This is a genomic window from Candidatus Desulfofervidus auxilii, assembly GCA_030262725.1.
Lineage (GTDB): Bacteria > Desulfobacterota > Desulfofervidia > Desulfofervidales > Desulfofervidaceae > JAJSZS01.
The window spans coordinates 1-25678 of sequence record JAJSZS010000002.1; the positions used below are offsets into that span (position 1 = coordinate 1).

At 32.8% G+C, this 25678-nt stretch carries 25 protein-coding genes; 20 read left to right on the plus strand and 5 right to left on the minus strand.

Annotation, left to right across the window (positions count from 1 at the left end):
- Window positions 1-947: glycoside hydrolase family 55 protein (locus tag LWW95_01275; protein MDL1955674.1), on the minus strand; the 947-nt coding region annotated here is incomplete at its 3' end.
- 77 nt (window positions 948-1024) lie between these two features.
- Between LWW95_01275 and LWW95_01280 the strand changes: the two genes are divergently transcribed.
- Window positions 1025-1459, plus strand: coding sequence for a GIY-YIG nuclease family protein (locus LWW95_01280; protein MDL1955675.1), 435 nt, complete (start codon window positions 1025-1027; stop codon window positions 1457-1459).
- Here LWW95_01280 and LWW95_01285 read toward each other — a convergent pair.
- A complete protein-coding gene (locus LWW95_01285) occupies window positions 1451-2272 on the minus strand; it encodes a phosphoribosylformylglycinamidine synthase subunit PurQ (protein ID MDL1955676.1) in 822 nt (273 codons plus the stop codon). The genes LWW95_01280 and LWW95_01285 overlap by 9 nt on opposite strands.
- A gap of 101 nt (window positions 2273-2373) precedes the next feature.
- Between LWW95_01285 and leuB the strand changes: the two genes are divergently transcribed.
- Window positions 2374-3444: a 3-isopropylmalate dehydrogenase gene (gene leuB / locus LWW95_01290; GenBank protein MDL1955677.1), complete on the plus strand. Its 1071-nt coding sequence runs from the start codon at window positions 2374-2376 to the stop codon at window positions 3442-3444.
- Here leuB and LWW95_01295 read toward each other — a convergent pair.
- Window positions 3424-4308, minus strand: coding sequence for a phosphatase PAP2 family protein (locus LWW95_01295; protein ID MDL1955678.1), 885 nt, complete (start codon window positions 4306-4308; stop codon window positions 3424-3426). The two genes, leuB and LWW95_01295, sit on opposite strands and share 21 nt — an antisense overlap.
- A complete protein-coding gene (locus tag LWW95_01300; protein ID MDL1955679.1) occupies window positions 4280-6082 on the minus strand; it encodes an ATP-dependent DNA helicase in 1803 nt (600 codons plus the stop codon). Before LWW95_01300 ends, LWW95_01295 begins: the two co-directional genes overlap by 29 nt.
- 141 nt (window positions 6083-6223) lie before the next feature.
- Here LWW95_01300 and LWW95_01305 point away from each other — a divergent pair, with 141 nt between their 5' ends.
- The 9 genes from LWW95_01305 (at window position 6224) to LWW95_01345 (ending at window position 10680) form a co-directional block, all read left to right on the plus strand.
- Window positions 6224-6961 (plus strand): ABC transporter ATP-binding protein, encoded by a 738-nt coding sequence (locus tag LWW95_01305; protein ID MDL1955680.1) that lies wholly within the window; start codon window positions 6224-6226, stop codon window positions 6959-6961.
- Window positions 6958-7692 (plus strand): tRNA (guanosine(37)-N1)-methyltransferase TrmD, encoded by a 735-nt coding sequence (gene trmD, locus LWW95_01310; protein MDL1955681.1) that lies wholly within the window; start codon window positions 6958-6960, stop codon window positions 7690-7692. The genes LWW95_01305 and trmD overlap by 4 nt, the downstream gene beginning before the upstream one ends.
- The gene (locus LWW95_01315) at window positions 7689-8279 is read left to right on the plus strand and encodes an RNA methyltransferase (GenBank protein ID MDL1955682.1); all 591 of its coding nucleotides are present in this window, start codon (window positions 7689-7691) and stop codon (window positions 8277-8279) included. Before trmD ends, LWW95_01315 begins: the two co-directional genes overlap by 4 nt.
- Complete coding sequence (gene rplS / locus LWW95_01320; GenBank protein MDL1955683.1) at window positions 8257-8601, plus strand: 50S ribosomal protein L19; 345 nt, start codon at window positions 8257-8259, stop codon at window positions 8599-8601. Before LWW95_01315 ends, rplS begins: the two co-directional genes overlap by 23 nt.
- Window positions 8601-9203, plus strand: coding sequence for a ribonuclease HII (locus LWW95_01325; protein MDL1955684.1), 603 nt, complete (start codon window positions 8601-8603; stop codon window positions 9201-9203). Before rplS ends, LWW95_01325 begins: the two co-directional genes overlap by 1 nt.
- Window positions 9196-9537 (plus strand): MTH938/NDUFAF3 family protein, encoded by a 342-nt coding sequence (locus LWW95_01330; protein ID MDL1955685.1) that lies wholly within the window; start codon window positions 9196-9198, stop codon window positions 9535-9537. Before LWW95_01325 ends, LWW95_01330 begins: the two co-directional genes overlap by 8 nt.
- A gap of 57 nt (window positions 9538-9594) precedes the next feature.
- Complete coding sequence (locus LWW95_01335; protein MDL1955686.1) at window positions 9595-9873, plus strand: hypothetical protein; 279 nt, start codon at window positions 9595-9597, stop codon at window positions 9871-9873.
- 2 nt (window positions 9874-9875) lie between these two features.
- Window positions 9876-10184 carry a hypothetical protein gene (locus tag LWW95_01340; GenBank protein MDL1955687.1) on the plus strand — a complete coding sequence of 103 codons (309 nt, stop codon included), beginning with the start codon at window positions 9876-9878 and terminating at the stop codon, window positions 10182-10184.
- A 118-nt stretch (window positions 10185-10302) separates the two neighbouring features.
- Window positions 10303-10680: a response regulator gene (locus tag LWW95_01345; protein ID MDL1955688.1), complete on the plus strand. Its 378-nt coding sequence runs from the start codon at window positions 10303-10305 to the stop codon at window positions 10678-10680.
- Here the strand turns inward: LWW95_01345 and thrC are convergent, their stop codons facing one another.
- Window positions 10681-12180, minus strand: coding sequence for a threonine synthase (thrC, locus tag LWW95_01350; GenBank protein MDL1955689.1), 1500 nt, complete (start codon window positions 12178-12180; stop codon window positions 10681-10683).
- 263 nt (window positions 12181-12443) lie between these two features.
- Here thrC and LWW95_01355 point away from each other — a divergent pair, with 263 nt between their 5' ends.
- The 9 genes from LWW95_01355 to LWW95_01395 all read left to right on the plus strand — a co-directional run bounded on the left by LWW95_01355 (window position 12444) and on the right by LWW95_01395 (window position 25677).
- Window positions 12444-12851, plus strand: a complete 408-nt coding sequence (locus LWW95_01355) for a hypothetical protein (protein ID MDL1955690.1) — start codon at window positions 12444-12446, stop codon at window positions 12849-12851.
- Between the two features lie 10 nt (window positions 12852-12861).
- Window positions 12862-16695, plus strand: coding sequence for a C25 family cysteine peptidase (locus tag LWW95_01360; protein ID MDL1955691.1), 3834 nt, complete (start codon window positions 12862-12864; stop codon window positions 16693-16695).
- Window positions 16696-16799: 104 nt separating this feature from the next.
- The gene (locus LWW95_01365; protein ID MDL1955692.1) at window positions 16800-17357 is read left to right on the plus strand and encodes a hypothetical protein; all 558 of its coding nucleotides are present in this window, start codon (window positions 16800-16802) and stop codon (window positions 17355-17357) included.
- Window positions 17350-18084: a dockerin type I domain-containing protein gene (locus LWW95_01370; protein MDL1955693.1), complete on the plus strand. Its 735-nt coding sequence runs from the start codon at window positions 17350-17352 to the stop codon at window positions 18082-18084. The genes LWW95_01365 and LWW95_01370 overlap by 8 nt, the downstream gene beginning before the upstream one ends.
- 43 nt (window positions 18085-18127) lie before the next feature.
- Complete coding sequence (locus tag LWW95_01375) at window positions 18128-18727, plus strand: PEP-CTERM sorting domain-containing protein (protein MDL1955694.1); 600 nt, start codon at window positions 18128-18130, stop codon at window positions 18725-18727.
- Window positions 18728-18831: 104 nt separating this feature from the next.
- Complete coding sequence (locus LWW95_01380) at window positions 18832-19311, plus strand: hypothetical protein (protein MDL1955695.1); 480 nt, start codon at window positions 18832-18834, stop codon at window positions 19309-19311.
- Between the two features lie 4 nt (window positions 19312-19315).
- Window positions 19316-20794 (plus strand): hypothetical protein, encoded by a 1479-nt coding sequence (locus tag LWW95_01385; GenBank protein MDL1955696.1) that lies wholly within the window; start codon window positions 19316-19318, stop codon window positions 20792-20794.
- A 200-nt stretch (window positions 20795-20994) separates the two neighbouring features.
- Complete coding sequence (locus LWW95_01390) at window positions 20995-22524, plus strand: right-handed parallel beta-helix repeat-containing protein (GenBank protein MDL1955697.1); 1530 nt, start codon at window positions 20995-20997, stop codon at window positions 22522-22524.
- A 162-nt stretch (window positions 22525-22686) separates the two neighbouring features.
- Window positions 22687-25677 (plus strand): AsmA-like C-terminal region-containing protein, encoded by a 2991-nt coding sequence (locus tag LWW95_01395; protein MDL1955698.1) that lies wholly within the window; start codon window positions 22687-22689, stop codon window positions 25675-25677.
- Window position 25678 lies beyond the last annotated feature (1 nt).

The window sequence follows — 25678 nt, forward strand, 5'->3', positions numbered from 1 at the left end:
CAAAAAATATTATTGTAAATATTAGCTTCAGCCTGGTCATCACTAAGCATAATATTAATACCCCCTCCATACTCGGCAGTGTTATTACTAAAAATATTGTTTGTAAAAATAATGTTACCCGAGATTGTCTCTGCATGAACACCGCCGCCATAACTACCCCAACCAAAGCTAACTGTATTTGTAGCAAAAATATTGTTTATTAATATGGTTGTCCCTTCACTTGAAGTTATACAAGCACCAGCACCAACACCACCTGAATTATTATAAAAAGTATTATTTATAAAAGTAACTTTACCTGTTTTTACTTCTATATAGATCCCACCACCCAAAAAATCCCCGTTTCCATTAAAAGTATTATTTTCAAAATTGACTGTACTTGAATTTACTTGGACACAGATGCCACCACCACTAATACTGCCTGAATTCTTACTAAAAATATTATCTGTAACTGTAACATTACCTGAGTCTGTTTTCACATAGATACCGCCACCATTAGAAGCAGAATTATTATCAAAAACATTTTTACAAACATTAATACTTGCACTGTTTGTATGAATGTAAATCCCGCCACCAAAACTACTTGAGCCATTCTTAAAAACAATTCCACATATAGTAATATCACCACCTATATCTCCACCATCATTGGATGTGTCCGTGTCTATATTCATAATTTGTATTTGAGTTCCATTTAGTACAGGTTTATTATTCATATCCTGTGCTTTAATGATAAGGCTATGTCCATTATCACCTGTGTCCGTTTGATAGCTAAGGGTTGATGAGACAGTGTATATGCCAGGAGAAACATAAATTATATCATCTTCATTATTATTATGAGCTATATCTAAAGCATCTTGAAACTCTGTGACATTTGTTACAATAAAAGTTGCTCCTATTGCATTTGAAATATTTATTATAATAAAACTAAGGAACAAAATTACTCCCAACATGACTTTATTTTCTTTAAATTCCCATTTTTGTCAAGAATTTTATTGACACTAATTTTTAAAAAGGTTAATTAAACGTTATGGAACTTATCCCTCGTCAAAAAGGTGTTTATGCCCTTATATTAAGAGCAGAGGAAAAAAGATTTATTGTTGTAGGTAACAGAGGTGGCTATCTTATTAAACCAGGATTTTATGCCTATATTGGTTCAGCACAAAGAGGCTTAGCTATTCGTTTAAAAAGACATTTAAATCTTAAGAAGAAAAAACATTGGCATATTGATTATTTATTAGATTACACTCAGCCTATAGCTGTAATTGTTTCTATTACTTCAAAAAGGATTGAATGCCAAGTAGCTCAATCGCTTTTACCTTTACTTTCATTTTTACCAGGTTTTGGAGTCAGTGATTGTCGATGTAAATCTCATCTTTATTATCACCCTTCTTTAAAAGTTTTAGAAAAAGAAGTTATGAAAGCCTTTTCTCCCTATCCCTGTACATTTATTTCTTTAAAGTAAATTTTCTTTAATATATTCAATGGCATTGCGAAAGATCATCAATCCCATACCTTCTTCTGGCAATTTCTCTCTTGTCCATTGTGGATGATTAGTATAATGAAGATAGGCTTCAGGATGAGGCATAAGTCCAAATAATCTTCCTGTTGAGTCACAAATACCGGCAATAGCATTTATTGAACCATTAGGATTATATGGATATTCCATTGTAGGATTGTCTGTTTTTGGATCAATATATTTAACTACAGCTAAATGGGAATTCTCTATACTTTTCAGAATTTCATTATTTTTTGCTATAAACTTTCCTTCTCCATGCCTTATTGGAAGATAGAGCTTTTCTATTCCTTTTGTAAAAATACATGGAGTTTCTTTATCTACTTTTAAATATACCCATCGATCCTCAAAACGGCTAGAATCGTTATATGTTAAAGTAACTAATTGCTCATCATAACGGGAAAAACCTGGCAAAAGACCAAGTTTTACCATTAACTGAAACCCATTACATACTCCAAGGATAAGCTTTCCATCTTTTATGAAACGTAAAAGTTGGTCAAAAAGCAACTCTCCTGTTTTTTTTACTCTTGCAAATCGCCACCGATTGGCTGCTGCTTTAGCTGCTCCTAAATCATCACCATCTAAAAATCCTCCAGGAAAATTGAGAAAATGATAATCATCAAGCCTTTTTTCACCATAAAGCAATTCACTTATATGTACAATATCTACTTCACCACCTGCCAATTTACAGGCATAAGCCATCTCCACTTCACAATTTGTGCCATAGCCACTAATAACAATACAACGCACTTTCTTACTCATCTGTTTATTGTGGAATAGAGTTAAATTTTTGTCAAGTTTATTATTGACAGTTTGTTTCTGATTAGATAAATTTGCCTGCAAACTTTTAAAAGGAGAATGTTATGCAAGAATTAAATCTTGTTGTTTTACCAGGAGATGGAATTGGTCCAGAAATTGTTAATCAAGCATTAAAAGTGCTTAAAACAGTTCAAAAAAAGTATAATTTAAAAGTTAATTTAAAAGAAGGGCTTATAGGTGGATGCGCTATTGATAAGTATGGCATACCATTCCCAAAAAAAACTAAAGAGATGGTAATTAAAGCAGATGCAGTTTTACTTGGAGCAGTAGGTGGCCCAAAATGGGATAATTTGCCATTTTCTATACGACCTGAACAAGGTCTTTTAGCTTTACGAAAAACTTTAGAAGCATTTGCCAATTTAAGACCTGCCAAAGTATATGATGAATTGATTGATGCATCTTCTTTAAAACCTGAAATAATTGATGGTGTTGATATTATGGTAGTTCGTGAACTAACCAGTGGTATTTATTTTGGAGAACCAAGAGGAATATTTGAAGAGGAGGGAGAGAGAGTAGGAATAAATACTTTAAAATATAAAGAACATGAAATTAAACGAATTGCTAAAGTTGCTTTTGAAATAGCAAGAAAAAGAAGGAAAAAGCTTGTTAGTGTAGATAAAGCAAATGTCCTTGAAGCTACAGTTTTATGGCGAGAGGTAGTAACAGAGGTACATAAGGAATATAAAGATGTAGAACTTTCTCATATGTATGTAGATAATGCAGCCATGCAAATTATTAGATGGCCAAAACAATTTGATGTAATTTTAACAACAAATATCTTTGGTGATATTTTAAGTGATGCCTGTGCTATGCTTACTGGTTCTCTAGGCATGCTTCCTTCAGCTAGCATTGGGGGAAAAACCGGACTTTATGAACCTATTCATGGCTCAGCGCCAGATATTGCTGGAAAAGATATTGCTAATCCAATTGCCACTATTAATTCTTTAGCTATGATGTTTATTTATGCTTTTAATCGCCCAGAAATTGCAGCAAATATTGATGCTGCTATTAAGACTGTTTTAAAACAAGGATTTCGTACAAAAGATATTTGGAGTGAAGGAAAAACGTTAGTTGGAACTGAAAAAATGGGAGATTTAATTAGTGAGGCTATTTGATTGAATTAATCTTTCTAAATAAGGAGCAATTTTTAAAGAAATAAATGCTAATAAAGCACCTGCTAATACATCTGTAACATAATGATAACGACAATAAACTGTTGAAGAAATTAAAAAGATAGTCATTATACCAAAGGCTATACCAATAGTTTTATTTAAATAAAAAGCAAAATAAGTGCATATAAGACTGATTTGAGTATGACCACTTGGGAAAGCATCAGTTTTATTTTTTTCAAGTAGATTTAAAATTTTAAATAATTTAGCTGCTAGCCATGTATCTTTATACACTGCTACTTGAGAAATGCCTAACCCTCTTGGCCCCATTGCTGGAAAAATAAGATAGCCTATATAAGAAAGATAAAATCCTAATAAAATAGTAAAAATTACCGATGGCAATCTTTTATCTTGTTTTTTAAGTAAGATTAACACTAAGATAACAGGCATAAAATAATAACTGATATAACCTAATTGCATAATCTCTGTTAGCCAAGGTTTTGTCCATTTTTCCAAATATTTAAAAGGACATACACCAAAGATTAAGATGTCTAAATGATAGAGAAATTCATCTTTTAAATGATTATGCAAATAAGGGATAATATAGTCAAAGCTTTGAAATATAAAAAAGATAAGAAAAATTGGGTAAAAATAATGAATATAAGCACTCTTTTTTGAGGTATTTAAAGTAGAAAGAAAAACACAAAAAATAATAAAGGTTAAAAGAAAAATATAAAAAATAATAAGTTGTTTTGCATAAAACAGATGTGGATAAAAAATGATGGTCAATAATAATAACAATCCAACAAATATTAAATTTAGTATATCATATGGCATAAAATTAAATTGACTCAAAAAATTTCGCCACATCTTTTAAATCTCTTGTTATGCGACAAGGTGGTAAATTTTTTAAAAAATATGAACCATAAGAGCGTGTATATAGTCTTGGATCAAGGATAGCAAGGAGACCTTTATCTTGACGATGGCGGATTAAACGACCCAATCCCTGTTTTAGAGAAATAATAGCTTGTGGCACTTGATAACTCCAAAAAGGATTTTTACCCATTTTTCTAATAAATTCAATCCTTGCTTTTATTAATGGATCATCAGGAACTGCAAAAGGAAGTCGATCAATAATAACACAACTTAAAGCCTCTCCTGGAATATCAATCCCTTCCCAAAAAGTAGCAGTAGCAAAAAGTACAGAATGAATATCACTTTTAAATATTTCTAAAAGTTTTGGTGAAGATTGTTCACCTTGAATAATAACATTAAATGGAATTTTAGAAGCAACTTTATCATAAATTTCTTTCATAGTTTGTAGATTGGTGAAAAGAACAAGAGCACGACCTTTAGTAATTTTAAGAATTTTTATAATTTCTTTAGCTGCTGCCTGTAAAAAATCTACTGAATTAGGGTCAGGCATAGATGGCGGCAAATAAAGAAGGGCTTGATTTTTATAATCAAAAGGAGAAGGTAATATTAATCCTTCAGTATAATAAGATAAACCCAATCTTTCTTTAAAAAAAGAAAAATTATCACCTGTATTAAGAGTAGCAGAAGTAAAAACAATGGATTTGATTGAAGAATATAGATGCTCTTTTAAAATAAGATCCACTTTCAAAGGAGAACATCCAAATACTATACTTTTTTTCCTTCTCTCTACCCAATAAGCATAATTGGGGTCACTTTGAGCAAAAATAAAATTTAATTCTTTTTTTATTTTATCAATCCTTTCCTTCAGATTCTCTTTTATATCCAAAAAAGTATTAACTTTATGGATAATATCCATAAGTTCATCAAGAAGATTTTTTAAAACATAAATCCCTTTATTGATTATCAATAAAGACATAACTTGATTTAAACTTTCTTTCCCTTTTAAATGTCCAAAAGTTTTAAAAAAATTATCACTTTTTTCTTTTAATATATTAAGCCTTTTCTTTATATCTTTGTCTTCAAAAAGAAGATTTATATCATAAATCAATTCAGCTATCCTAAAATTACTCACTTGAAAGCCAAAATATTCACTTACGATTTCCTCAAGTTGGTGAGCTTCGTCAAATATAACCGCTTCATAAAAAGGAATCACCTGCCCATATCCTTTTTCCCTTATTGCCAAATCAGCCATAAAAAGATAATGATTAACAATAATCAATTGTGCTCTTTGAGCTGATATTTTCATCTTGGTGATAAAACATTCATGCCAAAATGGGCATTTTTGTCCCAAACATTGTTCTGTGCTAGCAGTTAATTCAGACCAACCAAACCATTCTGGTGAAAAAGGCGTTTCAGCAATATCACCTGTTTTTGTAATCTTAAGCCACTGATTTAATATTTTTATTTCTTTACTTTTTGAAATTGGTAATTTTTGTGATATTAATTGATTGAAACGCCAAAGACAAAGATAGTTGCGCCGTCCTTTTAAATAAACAACTTTTGGTTTTTCGTTTAATATTTTTTCTACCAAAGGTATATCTTTATAAAAAAGTTGATTTTGAAGACTTTTAGTACCTGTAGAAATTACTACTTTTTTACCAGATAAAATAGCAGGGATAACATAAGCCAATGTTTTTCCTGTTCCAGTACCAGCTTCAATAATGACCTTTTTCCCTTCAACTAGAGCCTCTCTTACTTTTTTAGCCATTATTAATTGAGATGGTCGCCATTCAAAATATGGCAATTTCTTTGACAAAATTCCTTTTGCACCAAAGATTTGAGAAAGCATCTTCTCTTGATTAAGCAAAATAAATAAGTTATGTAGGAACAAAAAGCAAGAAGGAAAATAATGATAGAAATTATAAATTTGCATAAAAAATTTGGTAAATTAGAGGTATTAAAAGGTGTGAATCTTATTTTAAAAAAAGGAGAAATTACAGCCATAATTGGCCGTAGCGGCTGTGGAAAAACAGTATTAGTAAAACATATTGTTGGTTTACTTAAACCAGATAAAGGAAAAATTATTGTTGATGGTGAGGATATTACGGCTATTAATGAAAAAAAACTAAAATATATTAGAAAAAAATTTGGAATGCTTTTTCAAGAAGGTGCTCTTTTTGACTCTATGACAGTTGCAGAAAATATTGCTTTTCCTTTAAAAGAACATACGAATTTGAGTGAAAAAGAAATAAAAAAAATTGTAAAAGAAAAATTGGCATTAGTTGGATTAAAAGATATAGAAAAGAAAATGCCTAATGAACTTTCAGGTGGAATGAAAAAAAGGGTAGCATTAGCACGAGCAATCGCCCTTGAGCCAGAAATTGTAATATATGATGAACCTACTACAGGACTTGATCCAATGACAAGTGTTTCTATTTATGAATTGATTCAGGATATGGAAAAAAGATTAAAAATTACAAGCATTATCATTACCCATGATGTCCCAAATGTGTTTGCTGTGGCTAATAGAATAGCTGTACTCCATGAAGGGAAAATCATTGCCTGTGATACACCTGAAAATATTGTAAAATCAGATAAACCTGAAATTCAAGCTTTTCTTAAAACTCAGATGAAATTTAAATTATGATATTTACAGTTCTTACCTTATTTCCAGATTTTTTTTCTACACCTTTAAAAACAAGCATTATTGGCCGAGCTATTCAGAATAAAAAAATTAAGGTAAATTTAGTTAATATTCGAGACTTTGCTATAGGAAAACATAAAGTAACTGATGACACCCCTTATGGTGGCGGAAAAGGTATGGTTATGAAACCTGAACCTATTATAAAAGCCATTGAAGATATAAAACAAAAAGATAATAAAGCTTTTATTATTTTGCTCTCTCCTAAGGGAAGAAAATTCACACAAGAGGTGGCAGAAGAATTTTCTAAAAAATCTCATCTTGTTCTCATCTGTGGGCATTATGAAGGTATTGATACAAGAGTAGAGTATTTTGTAGATGATGAAATATCAATAGGTGACTTTATCCTTACAGGTGGAGAAGCAGCAGCCCTTTGCATTATAGATACAGTGGCAAGATTAATACCAGAGGTAGTTGGAAAACCAGAATCTATAAAAGAAGAATCATTTAGTGATGGCTTACTTGAATATCCTCAATATACCCGACCAAGAGAATATGTTGGAATTAAGGTGCCAGAAGTTTTACTTTCAGGTCATCATAAAAATATTGCTCGTTGGCGAAGGTATCAATCTATTTTACGTACGCTTTTATTACGGCCAGACCTTCTTTTAAAAGCAAAATTAACAGAAGAAGATAAAAAAATTTTGAGAGAAATTTGTGAAAAGATTTTAAAATGAAAAACAACTGGCATATTTATATTGGGCTTGTGCATTATCCAGTTTATAACAAACAAAAAGAGGTTATTATTACTGCAGTAGCTACAGTTAATATACATGATATTGCTCGTGTTGCTAAAACTTATGAACTTGGTGGTTTCTTTATCATTAATCCCCTTGAAGACCAACACGCTTTAGTAAAGCGTTTTTTAAATCATTGGCTAGAAGGATATGGTGGCAAATATAATCCATTGCGTATTCCTCCTTTAAAACTCGTTCATTGTGTTTATAGTTTAGAAGAGGCAATTGAATATATAAAAGAAAAATGGAAGAAATTACCTAAAATTATTGTTACTTCAGCTCAACCACATTCAAACAATATTGGATATCATAAAGCCAAAATATTAATTAATAAAAAAGATAATCCATTTCTTATTCTCTTTGGTACAGCTTGGGGTCTTACAAAGGACTTGATTTCTCAAGCAGATTATGTTTTAAAACCTATTTATGGTGTTGGTGATTATAACCACTTGTCAGTAAGAGCAGCTGTAGCTATTATATTAGATAGGCTTTTAGGAGGAGAAAATGGACCCCATTCAGATGATTGAAAAAGAGCATGTTCGTCTTGATTTACCCGAATTTAATCCAGGTGATACAATCAAAGTATATCATAGAATTAGTGAGGAAGGAAAAGAACGTATTCAAGTCTTTCAGGGAGTGGTGATTAGAAAAAGAGGATCAGGTACAGGAGCTACTTTTACAGTAAGAAAAGTTTCTTATGGTATAGGTGTAGAAAAAACTTTTCCACTTCATTCTCCTATTATTGAAAAAATTGAAATTGTCTCAAGAGGCAAAGTGAGAAGAGCAAAACTTTATTATTTACGCGAACTCAGTGGTAAAGCAGCCAGACTTGAAGAAAAAAGGAAATAATGCCACCTAATTTAAATTTTGAATATCAACTATGGCAGAAAGGTTATCATTATATTGCTGGTATAGATGAAGCAGGGAGGGGTTGTTTGGCAGGTCCAGTAGTAGTAGCAGCTGTCATTTTTCCGGTTGGTATAAAGTTAAATGGAGTGGAAGATTCTAAAAAACTTTCACCTAAGATAAGGGAAAAATATTTTTTAAAAATTCAAAAAAAAGCATTAGCTATAAGTATTGCTCTTGGTATGCCAGAAGAAATAGAAAAATTTAATATCCTTGGTGCATCTTTAAGAACAATGAAAAGGGCAATATTAGGTTTAAAAATAAAACCAGATTATATCCTTATTGATGGGCCTTATAATCCTGATATTGATATACCATATATTTGCATAATTCATGGCGACAGTAAATGTTTTTCTATTGCTGCAGCTTCTATCATTGCAAAAGTCTATCGTGACCAAATTATGACTACTTATCATGATCTTTTTCCATGTTATAATTTTAAACAAAATAAAGGATATCCTACTTTAGAACATAAAGCAGCAATCATGAAATATGGGCCTTGTTATCTTCATCGATTAAATTTTAGGTTGCCACGCTATGATTGAAGATTACAGATTTGGAAAAATAGTTATCAATGGTAATACTTATACAAGTGATGTAATTGTTACTAAAACAAAGATATTTCCTTCTTGGTGGCGAAAAGAAGGACATAAAGTTTATTGGATAGATTTAGAAAAATTTATCACCCCTGATATAAAAATTGTTATTCTTGGCACAGGTGCATCTGGACTTATGCAACCTACAGCAGAATTAAAAGAAAAATTAGAAGAAAAAGGTATTAAACTTATTGCTTTACCTACGAAGGAAGCCATTAAAGTATTTAATGATTATTTAAAGAAAGAAGAAGAAATTCTTGGTGGTTTTCATCTTACTTGTTGACATTATGCCTATAATAGGTTTATTATTCTCGCAAATTTAGATAAGAAGGAGGTCATTATGAAGATTCTTATTGGTGGATTAGCAGCATTGGTGCTTGGGGTAGCAGGTATTATTGTTTTTTGGAAACAATTTCTTATATTCTTAGCAGGAGGCATTCCTCTTTTATTATTGCTCTTTGGAGCATTAGCTAGTTATCTTGGTATTGAAGAATTAAAAGATTCTCTTGCTTCTCAAAAAGAGACTTCTATGGAAATAGAGGATTACAAACAAGAAATTGAAAAACTCAAAGCTGAGATTGAAGAATTAAAAAAGAGCAAAGCTTCTGAATCAGAATAAAGATGGAAGAATGGGAATACATTTTTGAAGAAGATTATTTTATAGAAGGTATTAGAGATGCTTATTTAATTATTTTTTTTCCAGGCCCTAAAAATCAATTATTAGCTTGGGGTGAAACTTCACATGGTGGAGTAGATTTTCCTGATGCACCTCCTCAAGGTGTCTTAGATAAGCTTATTACTACCTTAGATGCCCTTTGGCGAGAATATAGCCGATTTGAGCGACCTGGCTGTGAAGTATTTTTAAGAAAACCATATAAAACCATTCATGTAGAAATAAAAGGTGGCAGCGAAGAAGATATGTTTTTATAGCTGCCACCTTTTAATGAAAAAATTTTTATTGCAATTGTCTATCTTTTCCTGGTTTTAAAGAGTATACCTAATAATTAAATATCTTGACATAAAAATTACTTGATGATATAAGTCGCCCATGTTTAAGGTATTGGTTGTAGAAGATAAAAAAGCAGTCAGTGAAATAATTGTTGAATTTTTGAAGATTTTAGGTTTTGAGGCTGATGTGACTCCTACAGCCTCTAAAGCTTTAGAATTTTTTAGCCATAATCATTACTATTTAGCTATTATTGATGGTGAATTACCTGATAAAGATGGGCCTTGGTTAGTAAGAGAAATAAGAAAAAAATCTCCATATTTACCAACAATAGGTATAAGTGGAAGTAACTATAAACAGGCATTTTTACAAGCTGGAGCAAATGCTTATTTAGCAAAACCATTCACATTTGAAGAATTAAGGAAAATTTTGATTTCAATTGTCAATTATGATGTAGAAATGAAAAGGGCTATTGCCTAATTATTTTTTCTTTAAATTAAGTATATCTGCAATAGCTTTTACAGTCTTTTCTAAAAATATTGCAAATTCTTCTGAACTAAGTGACTTTTCATCTGGAAAATAAAGGACATCATTTGGTTTTATAAGTCTAGGAGCATTTTTTAATTCTTTTTTAGGTATAACCTTATATTCAGGAGGAAATGTTTCTTCAAAATACATTTGTTGAAATCCAATAAATTTAAGCATATGTGCTGTGGCATCCAAAATGACCTCTTCTTCAGACTTTACCATTCCCTCTTTTAAAGCCCGCACTAAACCTGCTAAAGATTCACCACCTTGAGTGCAAGCGATATGACCATTGCGGTTGGCAATAAGCATAAAGTCCATAATTTCTTGCTCAGTAACCTCAACGAAAAATATATGCTGTTTACCTGCTAAAGAATTGTATTCTTCTACAAGTTTTATCACTCTGGGCATAGATACAGGATTACCAATCATAGCTGCTTGAGCACAACTAGGTTTCACCTTTACTGGTTGCCACTTTCTTTTTTTTGGGTCAGGCTCTAAATAATAAAGATAAACAGGATTGGCATGGGCAGATTGTACTCCAACAATTTTTGGTAATGTTTCAATAACACCTACTTTATAAAAATTTAAAAATCCATTCATAATAGCAGTGATATTACCAGCATTTCCTATTGGCACAATTACTACTTTATTTTTCAAATCATAATCAAACCACTGAGCAATTTCATAAGAATAAGAAACTTGACCAAGAATACGCCAAGGATTTTTGGAATTAAGAAGTACAACATTATAATTATCTGCAAGAGCTTCTACTACTTTCATGCAATCATCAAATACTCCTGGAATTTCAAAAACATGCGCACCATGCCCTAAAGGTTGAGCCATTTGTTGTGATGTTACTTTACCTTTAGGTAAAATAACAGCCGATTTGACTTTCCCACGCAAATAAGAGGAATAAAGGGCTGCTGAAGCTGAAGTATCACCAGTAGAAGCACAAATAGCTAAAACTTCTTCTAACCCTTTTTTCTTTATAATATAATTAACGTAACTTAAAGCACAAGCCATCCCACGATCCTTAAAAGAAGCACTAGGGTTTTGGCCATCATTTTTGAAATAAAATTTACAACCTACCAATTCTTGAAGATAAGGATTTGCTTCTACTATTGGAGTATGTCCTTCACCCAAAAAGATAATATCTTCTAAAGGAATTACTGGTGCAATAAATTCATGAAAAAGAAAAATACCTTTAAGAGCAGGTATATTGAGCATTTTGCGATAATCAAAAATTTTGCGCCAGTCCTTTCCAGAAATATTTTTTAAACGATCAAATTCATTATCAACAATCATAAAAATACCTTGACATTTTGGACATGTATAAAGAAACTCAGTTATAGAATATTCTGCCCCACATTGAAGACAACGATAAATCAAATCTCCTTGAGGTTTCGGAAGTAAATAAGATCTTATTTCTTTAGGAAAATTATTTAATAACATAAAAAGAATCTACCATAAAAAATTAAGAAAGGCAAATTCAAAATCGCTTTATTATAGCACATTATGTGGTTTCTTGTATGGCAAACAAGGATTTAGGAACATTTTTTCTTGACATTTTCTATATTTGTTAGTATAAGGCAAAATAGATCTACAAGGCAAGGTGAAAAACAAAAAAGTTGTAAGGATTTCTTAATCTACTTCTTTTCAGCTTGCCTTGTTAGAGATTAAAAAATTGGGCAATTGAAAAATATAGGAGGTAAGAAATGAAGTTTATTGTATTAATTTTTATTTTATTTACTTCAAATAATTTGATAGCTCAAGATATACCCAAAAGTGCATCAGTGACACAAGATGGGCAAAAGGATCCTTTGGTTCATATAGATCAGCGAATTTTAGCTATAGAAAAAGCTGCTCAGGCGAAGATTCAAGCAATATTAGAAAAAATGAATTCTCTTTCTGACCCTAGTAAGAAAGCTGAATTACAGGAAGAAATAGAGAAAATTAAATTAAATGCTGAGATTGATCGTCTTAAAATTGAGTTAGAAATAGCTCAGGAAAATGGTGATTATGATACTGCTCAAAGGATACAAAATGAATTATACCACTTGGAGAATTTAGACAGTATTGGATTTAGCTCAACAGAAGAAGAACAACGATTATTTTCTGATTAGGGAGGAAGAGATGAAGCGGATTAGTATAATACTTTTGGCTATAAGTTTGATATTAACTTTTGGAAACATTGTGTTTGCCGAAACTTATGAATATATAATTGAAGCTGGTGAATATGAAATTGTGGATTTAGATAATGGATATCAAGAGATAAAAATGAAAGATTTTGGGCAGTTATTAAAACCAGGAGAGCCTAAACTTCCTTCCAAAATTTTCTTTATTGCTATTCCGCCTGGTGTTAAAGTAAATAGTGTAAAAACTGAAAATATTGGAGTAAAGGAACTCCCTGGTGTGTATAAAATTACCCCAGCTCCTATGGTTAGTCCTTTAAGTGCTACAATTGAGCAACTTGAAAAAATTAAAGCTGATTATGAAAAAAAGATAGAAAAAGTTTATTCTTCAGATATTCTCTATCCTGCTCAAACAGGTTATTTTGTTTCACAAGGTGGATACAGAAAATATAATTTAGTGCAAGTAAGATACTCACCTTTTTCTTATCGTCCTAAAAGTGGCAAACTTTATTTTTGTCCTAAATTAAAAGTAATTATTAATTATTCATATTCTGAAGTTATTTCTTTTGAATCAAAAAAATTTTTATATGATTATGTTCCTGAAGCTGAAGAAAGAGCTGCTAAATTTATCATAAATTATGAAGAGGCACAAAAATGGTATCCTGCCCCTCTTGAAGATTCTATTGATACTCCTAGTGGGTTTGTCATTATCACTACTGAAGCTTTGGAGGACGCTATTTGGCCTATTAAAAACTGGGAAATTTGTAAAGGTAGGGCTGTTTATGTAGAGACAGTGGAAGATATTGATACAAATTATAGTGGTGCTGATTTAGCTGAAAAAATTAGAAATTTTTTAAGAGATCATCTAAGTTCATGGAATATCATTAAAGTATTGCTGGTGGGTGATATTTCTGATGTTCCTATGCGTTACACTTATCCTAAAGGTCCTGATGGTCCGGATGAAGACACTACTCCTTGGGAGTTAGAAGATCGGGTTCCTACAGATTATTACTATGCTGAATTAAGCTTGCCTGACAATCAATCTTGGAATTCTAATGGTGACAATATGTATGGGCAAGAGGGAGTAGATAATGTTCAATTTCCAAATGAGGTAGATGTAGGACGTATTCCTTGGAGTGATCCTGACATAGTAGAAGATATCTGTATGAAGATGGTAGAATTTGAATATTCTACAGATATGGATTACAAACTAAATTATTTACTCACTGGAGCCTTTTTCTGGGAAGATACAGATAATGCTGTTCTTAAAACTTATATTATTAATCATGAACTTGACCCAGGTAATCCTCCAGTTCGCATTTATGAGCAAGGCCCTTGTTGGGATTCTGATTATTATAGTGAATATGCCTTAAGCCGTACTATTACAAGAGAGGTATGGGGAGATGGTCATTTTGGCTTTGTAAACTTGGCTGGCCATGGGAGTCACACTGGGGTTTATTATAAAGAGCGTCACCCCACATGTACCCGAGAACTTTATTTTCATGCTAATGATCGGACTTATCTAAATGACAACTATCCTTCTATTGTCTTTTCTTGCGCCTGCTCCACTGCCTGGCCAGAAGACAACAATTTGGGAAAAATGCTCTTAGAGCAGGGGGCTGTCTCCTTTGTGGGTTCTACTAGAGTTGCCTTTGGTGTTCATGAATGGGATGATCCTAGTGATGGTGGATGCCAGACCCTTGATTACCTCTTTGCCCACTATGCTGTTAGTTATACTTTTAGCCGTTCTAGTGTAGGTTGGTCTCTTCAGCGTGCTTTACAGGATATGTATAATGATTACAACTGGGACGATTCTTGGTGGCAGATGTTTGAATGGAATCTTTACAGTAACCCAGACCTCTGGCTCAGGGATAGGCCAAGCGCTCTTCCCAACCTTACTTATATAACTCCCTCTGGCTGGGACTATCCCATTGTGCCAAGAAGTACAAGTGGTTGCACGGACACATGGTGCCCTGTTACAGATACATTGCCAGGAAATACAAATGATACATATTTTAATTGGGCATGGATAAATAATGGTAATCATGATGCTCCAAATCATAGAACCGTAGTCTATATAGATGATCGTTGGATTTTTTATAGTGAGCCATCTTTAAGCGCAGGTTCAATTAAGAGATATGAAAATCTTCAGACAAGTGTTAATATTTCTGGGGGAAGACATACTTTATATTATAATATTGATTCAAATGAAGAGGTCTGGGAAACAAATGAAAGTGACAATTGCTGGGGACATCAATTTGTCTGGAGCCCCTATCCCCTCTCTGACGATAGCCCTATAACACGCAGTGCTCCACCTATTAAGGATGCCTGGGGATGTGCCCCTGCGCCTCGTTGGTACAATAACGATGGATTTTCTTTCATTGTTCAGCAAGAACATCCTAATAAGTGGTGGTCTGCGGTAGGTATTTTACCAGCTAGTTCTACTGTTGATTATGATTTAAGACTTTGGGATAGAGGCGATTATACGGGAAGTGAACATGGATTTGGAGGTGGTTATTTGGAATGGTCTAGTTACGGTGGTGATGCTTCTGATTTTGTTATCGTCAATGATAATATGGCTCCGGCAGGCACATATTATGCAGGAGTTATCAATTATAATGAAGGTACTGCTGATTTTCGTATAGAAGAAGATACAAGTGTTAAGATATATGAAGGCACAAATGGTCCTTATTCTAAGGCTTCTCATAATGTTTTAGATATTTATGAGTGCTATCTTTCTGAAGGTGAATATGGTTTTAAATTAGTGCAAATATCAGGTAATTGCGATTTAGGCATGAGCCTTTATGATGATGAAACAGTACATTGTAAAAAAAGTGAATATATGCCTGGCGGTTACGCCAATAATACTGGAGATGGAGGAGATGAATTTTTTAAAGTTGATATTCCAGATGCAGGTTTTCATGCACTTGTTGTTTGGAAAGTAGACTCAAGTGATTATAACAAATCTTGCACTTATAAAATTAAAATGGGAAAATGTGCTGATCCGACTACTCCCTCTAATCCTGATCCAGTTGATGGAGCAACAGATGTATCTATTTATACAAATTTAGATTGGGCAGACTGTGCAAACACGGATCACTATGAAGTATGGCTGAAAAAGGAAGGAGAAAGTTGGCAAAAATTGGGAGAGACAGAGGAAAGTGAGTGGGATATTTCTGATTCTTTAGAATATGAAACAACTTATACATGGGCGATTAAAGCAGTAAATATCTGCGACAATTATACTTGGGGTCCTTATTGGACATTTACTACTAGTGCTGAGCCAAAACCCGAACTTTTTGTTACTAGTATTCACACTAATCCAGTTTATCCAGAGCCTGGACAAACTGTGAATATTCAAGTAACTATAAAAAATCAGGGAGACTTAGATGCAGGGGCTTTTTACACCAGTTTCTATAAACATCGCACTACTCCTCCTAGTGTAGGTGATTCTGGAGATTGTAATTGGTATTTAAGCAGTTTAGCCTCTGGTGATTCTCGCACTTTTAGCTGTAATGTAATTTATGACAAGATTGGTTGTTATCAAATGTATGCACAGGTGGATACCTTTAACAATATAGATGAAGGTGAAGAGAAAAATAATGTATTTGGTCCTAAAAATATAATAGTAGGTCGTTGTTATGCTGATTTTGACCACGATGGCGGTGTAGATAGGGATGATTTAGCTGTCTTTGCTGCAGCTTTTGGTTCTACCTCTTCAAATCCAAATTATAATAAGATTTGTGACTTTGATTATGACTATGATGTAGATGGTTTTGATCTGGCTATATTTGCTAGTGAATATGGTAGGATGGATTGTCCGTTATGTCCATAGGATTAATTGGTATAGTTTTTCTTGACGATGGATTGACATAAAATGAAGGATGTGTAAAATAGAAAATGGGAGAGTTTATAATATTTTAAAAAAGGAGGTTTTACGTGAAAAAGATTATTGTATTTCTCTGTATGTTAGGGTTTTTGGCAGTTATAACTCCAGAAGCTAAAGCTTGTTACGCTCCACCTGATATTCAAAATTTAGTTTTTGACGGAGATTTTCTGTTTAATCTTGATGGTACTTATTCAGTTGGAGGAATAGAGTTTCCTTTGCATGTTATGGCTGATTTAGAGGTATTTAATGGCACAGAAGAACTGGGAGAATTGTTTTTATATGGACAAAAGAATTGTCCTAATGCGGAATGGGATGGCACATACTTTGGACATTGGTCATTTATCCCTTCAGGTTGTAAATGTGATTGTGGTTATGAGATAGGGTTATTTTCGGATTTGGGGAGAGAAGATTCAACTGTTAAATTTACTCTTATAGGTTTTAATGAAGCGATAGGGATACCTGAGGAAATACCAGAGATAATAGGCACACTAGAAGATGAACACTTTGTGGGACATCCTGTTCCAATTCCTACTACTCTTCTTTTGTTAGGTAGTGGTTTATTAGGTATTGCAGGGTTGAGGAAGATTGGAGGGGGTGATTATGCTTAAAAAAATCAATTTATGGTTAGTGATTCTATTGTTAATATTGTTCATACCAGCTGTCTGGTCCCAAGAAGTGAGTCTTAATCCTTCATATGCCCAAAGGAATTGTGGTGGGAAAGTAAGGATGCATATTGAGATGAGCGGAGCAACGAATCTTTTGAGTATGGGTATTAAAGTTACGTTTGATCCTAACTTATTGCAGGTAGAGAGTGCAGAAAAGAATACCGAGGTGTGGAAGTTTGAACCACTTGAGCCTAATTCAGAGGCATACTTACCTGAAGTAGAAATTGATAATGTTAATGGGGTTGTGAAGATGATAGGAGGAAGATTGAAACCTGGTGTTTCTGGAGATGTGCTTTTGGGTTGGATTGTGTTTAATTGTAGCGAGACCAATACAGGTGCTGCGGAAGTAAATGTAGAGTTAGCGAATGCATCACCTTATGACAACTTTGTGAGAGAAGATGGCACAGTAGATGATGGAAGCATTGTTTTTAGTGGAGCTACTATCTGCATTGTGGATCCAGAAATTCCTGCATGTGAGGGAGATTTTAACGGTGATGGTGCTGTAACTATGCCAGATTCATTGGTTTTCCGAAGTGCCTTTCCTTCTGTTTTTGGAGATCCGAATTATAATCCTGCTTGTGATTTTAACGCCGATGGCGCTGTAACTATGCCGGATTCATTGGTTTTCCGAAATGATTTTCCACGAACCGACTGTCCTAGCTGCCCGTAGTGCAACAACATAGATAAAATAAATAAAAAGGAGGAAACTAGGGATGAGAAGAAAAATATGTTTTTTGTTCTTAGTAGTAGGGTTAAGTTTAATAGGATTACAAACTAGGGCTGCTACTATGTTCCTTGAACCTCATGGTAGTTTGCCAACCCCTTGTGATTTTGAACTTTTTGTTGGTCCCACAGAGCCATTTTCACTAGATGTATATATCTCTGTGCCAGAAGCAGAGTTCCACGATGGTTTCTATGGAGCGGGATTTTATATAGATTTTGACGGAACAGTAATTAGTGCGGATACAGCTAGTGTAGAAGATCCACCTTTTGACAGTAGCTGGTCGGTTATAGAAATAGGTACTGATTATGTTATGTATCAGGCGATGATGAGAATGGAGGAAAAGGATCATTATGGAACCATTTTGATAGGAACTATTCAGTTCTCACCGATAGCAATGGGGACGTCAATGATAACAATTCGTGACTATTCTAATTTCCCTGATTTTACATGTTTTGATGGATATAACTTTGATAGTGAAGTTACTTTTTGCGGCGGTACTGTTAATGTAGTCCCCATTCCCACCACCCTGCTTCTCCTTGGCAGTGGAATTATAGGAGTTATAGGACTGAGGCGGAAGATCCAAGGCTAGTGAAACAGGGAGGCCAAACGGCCTCCCTGTTTTGGTTTTTTAGGGTGGCGTTTAGCTCCTATAGGGAAAGGGAAAATATCTACTAGACTCGATACTAATCAAGTATGAACAACAGTTTTTGGAAGCAAAAGGCAGTAATTTTATCCCTATTAACGTTCCTTCTTACAGCTTGTTTTGCCCATTTAAAAGCACCTGAGATAAACCCTGAAATGGCAGGTTTTCAGGGGATGGAATGGGACACATCATTAGAAAAATTGAATTTAAAGATAAAGGGAGAAGATAAAAGGAGAGGTCTTAAGTGGTTTTTTCCTAAGGATAAAATTTTTTTAGCAAATGTACCCTTAAATGAGGCAATTTATGTATTTGAAAAAGATAAATTTATTGCTGTTACAGGTGTTATTAAAGGAAAAGAAGATTGTCAGAAAATAAAAGACTTTCTTGTTAAAAGGCTGGGAAAACCAAATCAAGTAAAAGGCGATACCTGCACCTGGACACTTGCTTACACTTTGGTGCTTTTTTCTTATAATCCTAACAAGCAATTTGCAATATTAATATTTAGGAAGAAAGAGGAAATAAAGAGGTAAAAAGATGAAGAGATTGGTTATTTGTTTTTTAAGTTTGACTCTTTTGTTGGTTTTTATGGTCAATTGTTTGGCAAACGTTGTGCCCTTACAAGAGAAAAAGTGGCTGCAAAAACCTGATATGATAGCTGGAAAAAATATTGAATCTATGAATTCAGAGCCTATTGTAGCAGATGACTGGCTTTGTCTTGATGGAAGACCAGTAATAGGTGTTCATTTTTGGGGCTCTTTTATAGGTTGGGAAGAAGAATATCCTCAACAGCCGCCTATTAGACCACCAGAGATAAAAGCCTTTGTCATAAGAATCTATGAAGATGCACCTATTGGTGGCAACGATGAATTTAGTCATCCAGGAAGATTGCTTTATGAGGTAAGGGTTAAAGATTTTACTCAGGAATATTATGGAACTATACCACGTCCAGATGAAACCTATGAACACAAGTTTTTTTACACACTAAATTTACCCCAACCTTTCTGGCAAAGGCAGGGTAATGTCTATTGGCTTTCTATCTCTGCTATTATGGATGATGTGCCATATCCATGGGGCTGGGAGACATCTTGTGAGCACTGGCGTGATTTTGCTGTGCAGGGCTATACTGATTTAAGCAATGCATGGGTTTGGGAAAAGTTAGAAAAGATGGATATGGCATTTGCCCTTACTACCTGCTATTCTGATGCAAAGTGGTGGCAACCGCCTGATGTTGAGGCAGGTGTAAATATCAAATCTACTGAGCCTGAACCCATTGTTGCAGATGACTGGAAATGTGAAGAAGGAAAGCCTGTTTCTGAGATACATTTCTGGGGCTCTTATATAGACTGGGAAGAAGAGAACCCAAAACCTAAGAAATGTCCGCCTGGTGTAGATGGATTTAAAATCAGGATATTTGAAAATATACCGGCAGGGCAAAATGGCTTTAGCCATCCAGGAAGATTACTTTATGAAGCGTATATAGATAACTTTGTAGAAGAATATTTTTGTAGCATCCCTCGACATACTATCCCTGAAACCTATGAGCACAAGTTTCATTACATTATTTATTTAAAAAAGCCATTTAAGCAAATAGAAGGTGAAATTTACTGGCTTTCTATCTCTGCTGTAAAGCTGGTTTCACCAAATATCTATCCATGGGGATGGGAGACATGTAATCCTAATTATCACTGGGAAGATTATGCAGTGCAAGGTTATCAAATAGGCCCTGATGATGTCTGGCGTTGGGAAGAACTAGAAGGAAAAGATATGGCATTTATCCTTACCACCCCTTATGAAGACCCTTGTGAAGGAGATTTAGATTTGGATGGTGATGTGGATATAGATGACTTAAAAAAATTTGCCCGTGCCTATGGCTCAATAAAAGGAGAAGACCCAAATTATGACCCAGCATGTGACTTCTATCCTGATTTAGATGTAGATGGTAGTGACCTAGCTATATTTGCTGCAGATTATGGCAGAGAAAATTGCCCATGTCCTTCGATTTTGCCACAATGAGGGTGAATGATAATTGTTAAAGGTAAAAAAGTCAGATAAGAGGTGGTAAGATGAAGGCAAAATTGTTGTTTTTGGTCTTTTTAGTAGCCTTTTTGACAAATAATGTAGTATTTGGAGAAACCTTTTATGTAACAACATCAGAAGAGTTTCAATATGCACTTACAATTGCAGAATCTAATGGGGAGGATGATATAATAAATGTGGCCGAAGGGACATATAATATTACCTCTACCCTTCACTATTCAACTTATGATGGAGACAGCGGTCACAAACTTACCATCCAAGGTGCTGGTGCAGATAAGACAATCCTTGATGGTGGAGGAAGCATTCAGATTTTATACATAAATACTGATGCAGATTGGAATGGTGGTGATGCAGGTGGTGATGTAACCATAAAGGGTATGAGTTTTAAGGATGGAAATGGTGGTGTTTATGTTTATGGGACATCTATAAATATAACAATAAAAGAGTGCGCATTTTTAGGAAATTCTGGTTATGGTGGTGTAGATGCAAGATCAGACGCAGGCACAGTAACTATTACAAACAATACATTTTCAGGAAATTCAGCTGGTGTTGGTGGTGGTGTAGATGCAACGTCATGGTCAGGCACAATAACTATTACAAATAATACATTTTCAGGAAATTCAGCTGAGAATGATGGTGGTGGTGTATATGCAGATTCATACTCAGGCACAATAACTATTACAAACAATACATTTTCAGGAAATTCAGCTGCTGATGGTGGTGGTGTAAGTGTATTGTCTATAAACGTAAGCACAATAACTATTACAAATAATACATTTTCAGAAAATTTAGCTTATTGGGATGGTGGTGGCGTATATGTATATTCAGACGCAGGCACAATAACTATTACAAACAATACATTTTCAGAAAATTCAGCTAATTATGGTGGTGGTGGTGTATATGCATGTTCAGGCTCAGGCACAATAACTATTACAAATAATACATTTTCAGGAAATTCAGCTGCTGATGGTGGTGGTGTATATACATCAAGCTTAGGCACAGTAACTATTACAAACAATACATTTTCAGAAAATTCAGCTAATTATGGTGGTGGTGGTGTATATGCATGGTTAACGTATGAATCGGCAATCCTAAATGTTTATAATAATATCTTATTTGATAACATAGCCAATGCAGGTGGATATGACGGTGATGACTTATATGTTAATTCTGATGGTGATGGAAATTATATTGGCTGTACTATTAATCTATACAACAATAACTTTTCAGGGAATGCAGACTTTGATATAGGGCTTTCTGAGGACTTATACATTACTTTAACTGATAATTATCACCATGCAAATAACATCCAGGAAGATCCTTTATTTGTTGATGCTGAAAATGGAGATTTTCACTTACAATCAACTTCTCCCTGTATAGATACAGGCACAAATGATGCACCTCACTTACCAGAGAGAGACAAAGATGGAAAGCCAAGGATTATAGATGGAAATGGTGATAATATAGCTATTGTAGATATGGGTGCTTATGAGTCTGGTAATATAATATGTAAGGGCGATTTTGATCAGGATGGTGATGTAGATGGTTTAGATTTGGCAATATTTGCCGAAGACTTTAGCAGAAAAGATTGTGACACTGGACCAATTTGTGAAGGTGACTTTGATGGTGATGATGATGTGGATGAGTTAGACTTGGCAGTATTTGCAGAAGATTTTGGCAAAACTGATTGTCCGGTGTACGAATAAAAACTTATAACTGATCGTTTATAGAGTTTGTTGGATTCAATGTGAGATATTTTGCATAATTATATTTGGTGAAGACTGTTTTTAGTTGATTTTTTTCTTTTTTAAGTATATTTTAGAAGAGATGGGAAAAATTATCTATTGATGAGACAAATAAAAGGATTGATGAAAAAAATTTTTTTAATAATTATTTTATTTTTTATTTTTTTTGTTCTTTTATCAGCTATTATTCTGCCTCATATAGAATTTAAAAGTTTAAGAGAAAAAGCCCAAAGGGAGTTATCATCTAAATTAGGGGGAAAATTAACTATAAAAAAAGCATTTATTTATCCTTTGCCATTTCCTCATTTTCTTTTTAAAAGAGTAAAATTTGATATTCCAGAAAAAGCAGTTGGAGATATAGCTATACTTAAAGTTTATCCTCAAATTTTTCCTCTTTTTAAAAAGAAATTTGTTTTAAAGAAACTGATATTAAAGGAGAGTGAAGTAAATTTATTTTATCAAAGTAAAAAACTAAAAATAAATAAATTAAATGGCAAAATTTTTTTAAAAGGTAAAAATAAAATAGCTATTTTACTTCATTTTTCTTCGCCATTTGCTAAACATGTAGAAATAAATGGGGAAGTAGATAGATGGGAAAAAATCTTTTTGAAATTAAAAGGTAATAATCTTGAAATTATGGGGATAAAAGGGGGTGAATGGAAGGGAAATTTAAAAAGAATAGGTGAAAAATGGGAAATAAATATTGATTCTTTATCTCTTTTTTATCCTTCTATGGAATTTTCTCTTTGGTTAAAAAAAGATAAAGAAGGAATAAGATTTCTCTTTAAGGGCTTTAATATAAATATAAATGAAGTTAAACAATGGGCTTTTAAATTTGCCAAAAATAAAAAAGACATACAAAATGTTTTTCAAATTCTTCGCGCTGGAAATGCACCTTATCTTATTGTTAAATCTTATGGTAAAGACTTTAAAGAAGCATTTTCTATTCATCATCTTCAATTTAAAGGTAATTTAAAAAAAGGAAATCTTTTTATTCCTGCTGTTTCTTTATTTTTAAAGGATGTTTCTGGTGAAGTAGAAATAAAAAACGCAATCCTTAATGGTTGGAATGTAGAGGCGATATTAGGAGAAACTATTGCTAAAAATGGAAAGATTATTATTGGATTAACTAAAGAAAATACTATATTTCATCTTGATACAGAAATCTTGGCAAAAGCAAAAGATTTAGCAGTCTATTTGCCTAAATTTATTAAAGATAAAAAAACACTTGAAATAATAAAAAGCTTTTACGATTTTGAAGGAATAGTAAAAGGACATCTTATTTTAAAAGATGATCTTCATAAACTTAAACCTTCAATAGAAATTCAGGATATACAGCTTTCATTTAAACATAAAAAGCTACCATGGCCAGTAAAGCTAGAGAAAGGAAAAATTCAAATTCAATTACCTTTAATTAGTTGGCATGAAATAAAAGGAAGTTTTGGAGAAAATTATATTTCTAAAACAAATGGAAAATTGCTTCTTTCAGAAAAACCTTATTTAAAAATTACAGAAATGATAGGGAAATTACATCTTTCTGAGATAAAAAAGGTAAAAAATTTTTTTAATATTGACATAAAAGGTGAATTGAAAACTAATTCCTTTTATTTAGAAGCCTTTTTTAATCCATTTGAAATTAAAAAAATCCTTTTTAAAGGAAGGGCTCATAATCTAATTTTACATTCATTTTTTCCTGAACCACTTATAATTAAAGATGGTGAGATAAATTTTTCTGAAAATATTTTAGATTTTAAAGATTGTCATGTTTATTTAAAAGATAGCAGTGGTATTTTAACAGGAAAAATAAAGATTAATAAAAAAATTGAAAAAATTTTTCTTTCAGGTAATGCTCATCTTACTTCATTTTTTACAACATGGTTTTATAATTTGATAAAAATACATCCTTATTTTAGGTTTAAACCACCTTATAAAATTATTGGATTTGAGACTGAAATAGAAAAAGATAAAAAATATTTTAAAGGAAAAATTATCTTTCCATCTAAAGAAATTGAGATAGATTTTATATCAACAAAGGATATAATAGCCTTAAATAAATTTAGCATGAAAGGGGATGAAAGAGCAGATTGTTCTTTTATTTATAAAGATAAAGCTCTTAAATTTTCATTTTCTGGAGATATTAAAAAAGAAACTATTGATGAGTTAATAGAAAAAAAAGACTTTTTAAAAAGAATAAAAGGAGAAATAAAAGGTATTTTAAATTTTAAACATTCAGATTTTACAACAACAGGTTGGATTGAGGTTGAAAAATTCTTTTTCCCAATTAAAGGAAAAACTTTTAAAATTTCTAAACTGAATTTAAAAGGTAAAGAGAAAACTTTGGCTGTTTTTGCCGATGTAGTTTCTTGGGATAAATATAGATGGCAAAACATTATTGGAGAAATGAAAGTTGTTAAAGGAAAACCAATATTAACAATAACTCAAGGTCAATTATGTGGAATAAATACTACTGGCAATATTTCTTTTGAAAAAGGGAAGTTTTCCATTTTTTCCCATCTTAAAGCCCAAAATGCAGATCTTCACCAAGCTATTCTTTGCTTGGCTAAAAAGGATATTATTGAAGGATGTTTTTCTTTAGAAGCCCATTTAAAAATGAAAGAGCCTTTTAAAAAGAATCTTAATGGAGAATTATATTTTTTATCTAAAAGTGGTAAAATATATAAATGGCCATTTTTTATTAAAATTTTTTCTTTTTTAGATTTTATGGAAATTTTTAAAGGTAAATTTTCTGATTTATGGAAAAAAGGTTTTTCTTATCATCGTTTTGAATGTAAAGGGAAATTTGAAGATGGCCGTTTTTGGTTAGAAAAAGGTTTTTTGGAAGGGCCTGGTCTTAAGGCTTTTGCCAAAGGTTGGATAGATCCATTTAAAGAAAAAGTAGATATTGTTGTTTTTATTTCTCCCTTAAGAACAGCAGATGCAATTATAAGTAATATCCCTATTCTTGGAGAAATACTTACTGGGAAAAGCAAAACACTTATATCTATTCCTATTGGAGTTAAAGGTTCTTTTAAAGAACCAAAGATAAAGATTCTTCCAATTTCTACAGTAAAAGAAAAGATTTTTGTATTAGAAGAAACTATGAAATCACCTTGAC

Excerpts from the sequence above, each read along its gene's own strand:
- LWW95_01280 (MDL1955675.1), top strand. The coding sequence starts at position 1,025 with ATGGAACTTATCCCTCGTCAAAAAGGTGTTTATGCCCTTATATTAAGA.
- LWW95_01285 (MDL1955676.1), bottom strand. The coding sequence starts at position 2,272 with ATGAGTAAGAAAGTGCGTTGTATTGTTATTAGTGGCTATGGCACAAAT.
- leuB (MDL1955677.1), top strand. The coding sequence starts at position 2,374 with ATGCAAGAATTAAATCTTGTTGTTTTACCAGGAGATGGAATTGGTCCA.
- LWW95_01295 (MDL1955678.1), bottom strand. The coding sequence starts at position 4,308 with ATGTGGCGAAATTTTTTGAGTCAATTTAATTTTATGCCATATGATATA.
- LWW95_01300 (MDL1955679.1), bottom strand. The coding sequence starts at position 6,082 with ATGGCTAAAAAAGTAAGAGAGGCTCTAGTTGAAGGGAAAAAGGTCATT.
- LWW95_01305 (MDL1955680.1), top strand. The coding sequence starts at position 6,224 with ATGATAGAAATTATAAATTTGCATAAAAAATTTGGTAAATTAGAGGTA.
- trmD (MDL1955681.1), top strand. The coding sequence starts at position 6,958 with ATGATATTTACAGTTCTTACCTTATTTCCAGATTTTTTTTCTACACCT.
- LWW95_01315 (MDL1955682.1), top strand. The coding sequence starts at position 7,689 with ATGAAAAACAACTGGCATATTTATATTGGGCTTGTGCATTATCCAGTT.
- rplS (MDL1955683.1), top strand. The coding sequence starts at position 8,257 with ATGGACCCCATTCAGATGATTGAAAAAGAGCATGTTCGTCTTGATTTA.
- LWW95_01325 (MDL1955684.1), top strand. The coding sequence starts at position 8,601 with ATGCCACCTAATTTAAATTTTGAATATCAACTATGGCAGAAAGGTTAT.
- LWW95_01330 (MDL1955685.1), top strand. The coding sequence starts at position 9,196 with ATGATTGAAGATTACAGATTTGGAAAAATAGTTATCAATGGTAATACT.
- LWW95_01335 (MDL1955686.1), top strand. The coding sequence starts at position 9,595 with ATGAAGATTCTTATTGGTGGATTAGCAGCATTGGTGCTTGGGGTAGCA.
- LWW95_01340 (MDL1955687.1), top strand. The coding sequence starts at position 9,876 with ATGGAAGAATGGGAATACATTTTTGAAGAAGATTATTTTATAGAAGGT.
- LWW95_01345 (MDL1955688.1), top strand. The coding sequence starts at position 10,303 with ATGTTTAAGGTATTGGTTGTAGAAGATAAAAAAGCAGTCAGTGAAATA.
- thrC (MDL1955689.1), bottom strand. The coding sequence starts at position 12,180 with ATGTTATTAAATAATTTTCCTAAAGAAATAAGATCTTATTTACTTCCG.
- LWW95_01355 (MDL1955690.1), top strand. The coding sequence starts at position 12,444 with ATGAAGTTTATTGTATTAATTTTTATTTTATTTACTTCAAATAATTTG.
- LWW95_01360 (MDL1955691.1), top strand. The coding sequence starts at position 12,862 with ATGAAGCGGATTAGTATAATACTTTTGGCTATAAGTTTGATATTAACT.
- LWW95_01370 (MDL1955693.1), top strand. The coding sequence starts at position 17,350 with ATGCTTAAAAAAATCAATTTATGGTTAGTGATTCTATTGTTAATATTG.
- LWW95_01375 (MDL1955694.1), top strand. The coding sequence starts at position 18,128 with ATGAGAAGAAAAATATGTTTTTTGTTCTTAGTAGTAGGGTTAAGTTTA.
- LWW95_01380 (MDL1955695.1), top strand. The coding sequence starts at position 18,832 with ATGAACAACAGTTTTTGGAAGCAAAAGGCAGTAATTTTATCCCTATTA.
- LWW95_01385 (MDL1955696.1), top strand. The coding sequence starts at position 19,316 with ATGAAGAGATTGGTTATTTGTTTTTTAAGTTTGACTCTTTTGTTGGTT.
- LWW95_01395 (MDL1955698.1), top strand. The coding sequence starts at position 22,687 with ATGAAAAAAATTTTTTTAATAATTATTTTATTTTTTATTTTTTTTGTT.